The sequence below is a fragment of the Pleomorphochaeta sp. genome, from assembly GCF_050031695.1.
Classification (GTDB): Bacteria; Spirochaetota; Spirochaetia; order Sphaerochaetales; family Sphaerochaetaceae; genus Pleomorphochaeta.
This window is the reverse complement of the sequence record NZ_JBNAIC010000017.1, coordinates 1-4,689: the sequence shown is the minus strand read 5'-3', so window position 1 is coordinate 4,689 and position 4,689 is coordinate 1. Positions and strand designations below refer to the sequence as shown.

5 protein-coding genes and 1 tRNA gene are annotated in these 4,689 nt (G+C 23.4%); 3 read left to right on the top strand and 3 right to left on the bottom strand.

Annotated features, from left to right (window positions below; genetic code table 11):
- Nucleotides 1–60: 60 nt before the first annotated feature.
- Nucleotides 61–134: transfer RNA gene (locus tag ACPKM0_RS03825), tRNA-Arg, on the bottom strand.
- A 361-nt stretch (nucleotides 135–495) separates the two neighbouring features.
- On the opposite strand from ACPKM0_RS03825, the gene ACPKM0_RS03820 reads away from it, so the two are divergent.
- Together ACPKM0_RS03820 and ACPKM0_RS03815 are read left to right on the top strand one after the other, a co-directional pair.
- The gene (locus ACPKM0_RS03820) at nucleotides 496–936 is read left to right on the top strand and encodes a Panacea domain-containing protein (protein WP_472473484.1); all 441 of its coding nucleotides are present in this window, start codon (nucleotides 496–498) and stop codon (nucleotides 934–936) included.
- 14 nt (nucleotides 937–950) lie between these two features.
- Complete coding sequence (locus ACPKM0_RS03815; RefSeq protein WP_472473483.1) at nucleotides 951–2,207, top strand: hypothetical protein; 1,257 nt, start codon at nucleotides 951–953, stop codon at nucleotides 2,205–2,207.
- A gap of 7 nt (nucleotides 2,208–2,214) precedes the next feature.
- On the opposite strand, the gene ACPKM0_RS03810 is transcribed toward ACPKM0_RS03815, so the two are convergent.
- Nucleotides 2,215–2,541, bottom strand: coding sequence for a hypothetical protein (locus ACPKM0_RS03810; protein ID WP_472473482.1), 327 nt, complete (start codon nucleotides 2,539–2,541; stop codon nucleotides 2,215–2,217).
- 110 nt (nucleotides 2,542–2,651) lie between these two features.
- Between ACPKM0_RS03810 and ACPKM0_RS03805 the strand changes: the two genes are divergently transcribed.
- The gene (locus ACPKM0_RS03805) at nucleotides 2,652–3,884 is read left to right on the top strand and encodes a DUF4365 domain-containing protein (protein ID WP_472473481.1); all 1,233 of its coding nucleotides are present in this window, start codon (nucleotides 2,652–2,654) and stop codon (nucleotides 3,882–3,884) included.
- A gap of 31 nt (nucleotides 3,885–3,915) precedes the next feature.
- On the opposite strand, the gene ACPKM0_RS03800 is transcribed toward ACPKM0_RS03805, so the two are convergent.
- Entirely contained in the window at nucleotides 3,916–4,626 is a 711-nt protein-coding gene (locus ACPKM0_RS03800; RefSeq protein ID WP_472473480.1) for an ion transporter, read from the bottom strand.
- Nucleotides 4,627–4,689: the final 63 nt, after the last annotated feature.

Sequence of the window (4,689 nt, the reverse complement as noted above, 5' to 3'; positions counted from 1 at the left end):
TCCTAACAAATAAGGTGATAATACATATAATAAAGTGGAGTTTGTTTTGAATAAAAAGAATGCCCCGTAGACGATTCGAACGTCCGACCCCTTCCTTAGGAGGGAAGTGCTCTATCCAGCTGAGCTAACAGGGCGGTTAATGACTTACACGTTATTCTTCTAAATTGATTTAAATATGTATTTCAGTTGAAAATTATCACAATGTTACGCTAGTGTCAATTAAGTAAAAAGCATGTTTTGGTACCAGAGTGTCACCAAGAAAATTTAAAAGTGTCACCAAATTTTAATTGATTATATTTTTCTACATTTGAATAAAAATATGTTTCTAACATAATAGTAAATATTATTGTTTTTAAACTATAAATTCTGAATTTCTCAAAATAACGTTTGATTAAGTCTAGCTATTAGACTATATTATAAATAGCCGGTGACATTAATAATGTAACTTATTACGTTTTAAATGTAATAAAGAGTTTATTTTTTAGGAGCGATTTAATGAGTGTTAAGATTGACGGTGATAATAATGTAAAAGATGTAGCTAGGTACATTATTAATTATTGTCATAAGAATGAAATCTATATAACAAATTTAAAATTGCAAAAATTGTTATATTTTTGTGAAGCTTTGTATTTATTAGGTACTGATGGGAAAAGAGCATGTTTTTCTGAAGATATTTATGCTTGGAAATATGGTCCAGTAGTACCCTCTGTCTATTCAGAATATAAAATTTTTGGTAGTTCTGAAATTCCTGAAATGGATGAAGTTGGAATTAAGATTAAAAATAGAAATTATATTGATGATGCTTTAGATAGTTTAGCAAAAAAAAGTTCTTTTTATTTAGTCGATTTAACTCACTCTCAAGATCCTTGGATTGATGCTCAAAATAAATCAAAACCTATAATATCAAAAAACTCAATATTTAAATATTTTTCCTAAGATTGTGACTAATTATGGCTGATAAAACTGATTATACTGAAAAACTAAATAAATTTTTTAAAATAAATGAAAAAATTTCAATAAATAATAATTTAAATAAATATTATGGATCATCATATTATATAGATTATATAAATGATATTTATGATAATGATTTAGAACAAGGTACAGAATTCTTTAATCGTAAGCTTAAAGACTTATTAACTTTATTATCTGTTTTTAATAAGAATTCTGATTCTGAAATAAAAGAATTACATCAAATAATATATCATTTTATACCATATAGTTTACCCCAAAGAACAAGAAAAATAAAAATTCAACGCAATGAAAATAAACGTACAAGGGAACATTCTAGATATTTAATTCATGCAAAGAAATTAAAAAATAATAGAAATAAAAAGGTTGACACATCTTTAACGAATAAAGGTAAAAAAAGTTTACGTATACAATATAGTTATATTTCAAATTTTGTTTATAATAATCGAGAAAATGATTATTTAATTGATTCTATTAGAGATACTTTAGATTATTTAACAATAAATACAATTTTATTTTCTGATAATGAATTAAGATTTTTAAATAAAATAAAAGATCATATAAATTTGTGCGTTATCCAATATGAAATGGTAAATGAAAAATTGGAGGATGTTAGAGAAGCAACTGAAGTATTAAATCAAGCAATTATCAATAATCAGAAAATAGATAAAAAAGTTAAAAAAACAAAAAAAGATGTTGAAAAAACAAAAAAAGATGTTGAAAACTTAGATAATAAAATAATAAGCCAAGTTTTATCAATTGTTTCGGTTTTTACAGGTTTAGCATTTATTGTTTTTGGTGGTTTATCTTTATTCAGTGATTTAACAGTATTTTTTAAAGGTACCGAAACAAATTTTGGTTTAGGCTTAGTTTATTTGAGTGTTATTGGATTTATTTTATTAGGATTAATTTATTTGTTTTTTAATTTTATTGTATATCTTATTAAAAGTACTGATGCTTATTTATTAGGGAAATCTTATTCTGATTCTGAAAAAGAAAAGAAGCAAAAAGACATTAAAGAAGATAAAAAGCCAAAAATCCTAAAAAAGATAAGTAATTCCTTTAAAAGGAAAAAGCGAACTGGTGTATTCACTGTGGGCAATGTGCTATCTTTAAAAATATTTAGATTTTTAATATTTACATTTTTGTTAGGTCTTTTTATAGATTCTTATTTTGGAAGTACTGCATTAACAAGATGGCAATTACAATTTATGCACTGGTTACATTGGATTTAATTTTTTATTAATGTTTATAAAACATAGTATCATATAATTTTAAATCAAACATATAATATTCTTCTACCTGGTAAACTGCAAAAACTGATGATAAATTATAGAACTTAACAAAGTCTGTTAATATATGAATATTATCATATTTAGGCATATCTGGTATTCTTTGTTCAAAATAAGCAATAAATTGATATTTAGAATTAGCATAGTTTTTTATTACTATTTCCAAATCAAATGCATCTGGTTCATATAATCCAATTAATTCATCTTGGTATTTTTTATTTTTATAGTATTGATCTAAGTCTTTAACAAATATTTCTTTTTTTCTTTTTAGTTTCATTAAGTTTCCTATATATTAGCTAATTTGTATTGTATACTATTTAAGTATTTTTTCAATTATTAAGTACTGCAATCTACATTAGTAGTATTAATAATGAAAGGGAGTTAAAGGTGAAAGTTCCTAGTAATCATATTCAAGGCAGAAAAGGTGTTATAGCAGTTAATAAAATTTTTAATGATGAATTTAATTGGATTTTTAATGAACTTTTCAATGATTATGGTATAGATGCGATTGTAGAAACTGTTTCAGAGGGTCAAATTGATTCTGGTCTATTGGCTTTACAAATTAAGTCTGGAAATTCTTATTTTAAAGTTATAAAAGATTCTAAAATTATCTTTAATCCTGATTTTGAAAATGTTAAAGACTGGTTAAATTTACCTATACCTGTATTAATAATTTTATGTAATCCTGATGGAAAAATTTATTGGCAAATTGTAAATAAAACAACAGTTCTAAAATTAGGAAAAACTTGCAAGATAGAAATTCCTTTATCTAATACTCTTACAATTAACAATAAAAATATTATAAATGATTTTTGTAAACTAAAGCTTAGTACTCCTTCTTATGATGAATTGTCTATTGGTGATATAAGTCATAATCTAGCAAAAAGATATTCAGCAAATATTATATTAAATAAAGATTTATCTAAGTCTGAAATTCATCAACTGATTTTGTTGATAACAGATTCTTATAAAAAAAGAAAATATTATAGATCAAATCTTGTAAAAGATAGGTGGTCAGATTCAGAAGCATCTGTAGTTTCTCTTTTTATTTATAAAAGTGTTTTGGATAGCAAACATTCTCTTTGGTTATGCCGGTCACAGTGGATTTCTGAGAAGTTAAACCAAGATTCCGCACCAACAAAGATTAAAGGGGATCATTTAAGTAATGACTTAATTGTTGATTGGAATGATAATTATAATCAAATAGCTCAATTATATGCGAAGCCTCTATTAAAAGAAGATTATTTGCCAAAGTGTTTAAATATTCTTGAATTGGGAGAAAATTATTTAACAAATATTACTAAGCTTTTTTATAAGTATAAAAATGATGAAATTACAGAAAATAAATTTTCAAAACAAATTTCAAAATTTAATATTAAAATAGAAGAATTATATAAATTGACCCGAGAAATAGAAAATCCAACTTTAGAATGTATAGATACTAATAATTGTTTAAACTATTTTGTTATATCAATAGATAATATTAGAATTGAAGTTGAGCGAACACAAAAGGAATCCCTTCCCATTTCAAATAGGAATTGGTTGATTGATTCTCATATAAAAAGAGCAAAAAAATATCATGGTGAATTAAAATATGAACTTGAGAAAATAACAAATTAGATTATATTATTATTTTATATAATAATTAATTTTATTTGTTTAATTCTTTAAGTAGTCCTGTAGTAATAATGGAAGCTGGCATAGCAACTAAAGCTATTCCAAATAATGAGGAAATCATTGTTATAATTTTTCCAATTGTTGTAGTAGCATAAATATCTCCATACCCTACAGTCGTTAATGATACAGTTGCCCAATAAATAGCATCAAAAAAATTGTTAAAAGTATCAGGTTCCACATTAAAAATAATTAATGCCGTTATAAAAATATAACCTAAAGCCAAAATTGCAAATGATAATAAAGCTTTTTTTTCTTTTTGGAAGATTGATATGAGCATTTTTACTTCTTTTGATATTCTAAAGATTTTTAATAATCTTAATCCTCTAAATAATTTAGCTATTCTAAGTGTTCTAAATATTTTAAAACTATTTGAGATTAAATTAAAAGTTGGTAATATAGACAATAAATCAATTATTGCCCATATAGAAAAAGGATAATAAATAAAAGATCTAATACCTTTTTTTGTCTTATAATTATATGTTACCCATCTTATAATATAATCAATAATAAATATTGAAACTGTAAAATAATCAATATAAGTAAAAATAATATAATTTTTTTTAAACATTAAGCTTACTAAGCTTAAAATAATTATAATTAACATAAATCCATTGTATTTAGAATTATATTTCGAATTTGAATTCTCTAGTTGATTATAAATTTTTAAGAGATTTTTATTGTTCATAAATTATTCCCTATTGAGTTTTAATATTTTTTATTACTTATTCAAACAAAATATCAGTTCTTA

What these genes read in the sequence shown, in the direction of transcription:
- ACPKM0_RS03820 (WP_472473484.1), top strand. Translation starts at nt 496, where the DNA reads ATGAGTGTTAAGATTGACGGTGATAATAATGTAAAAGATGTAGCTAGG.
- ACPKM0_RS03815 (WP_472473483.1), top strand. Translation starts at nt 951, where the DNA reads ATGGCTGATAAAACTGATTATACTGAAAAACTAAATAAATTTTTTAAA.
- ACPKM0_RS03810 (WP_472473482.1), bottom strand. Translation starts at nt 2,541, where the DNA reads ATGAAACTAAAAAGAAAAAAAGAAATATTTGTTAAAGACTTAGATCAA.
- ACPKM0_RS03800 (WP_472473480.1), bottom strand. Translation starts at nt 4,626, where the DNA reads ATGAACAATAAAAATCTCTTAAAAATTTATAATCAACTAGAGAATTCA.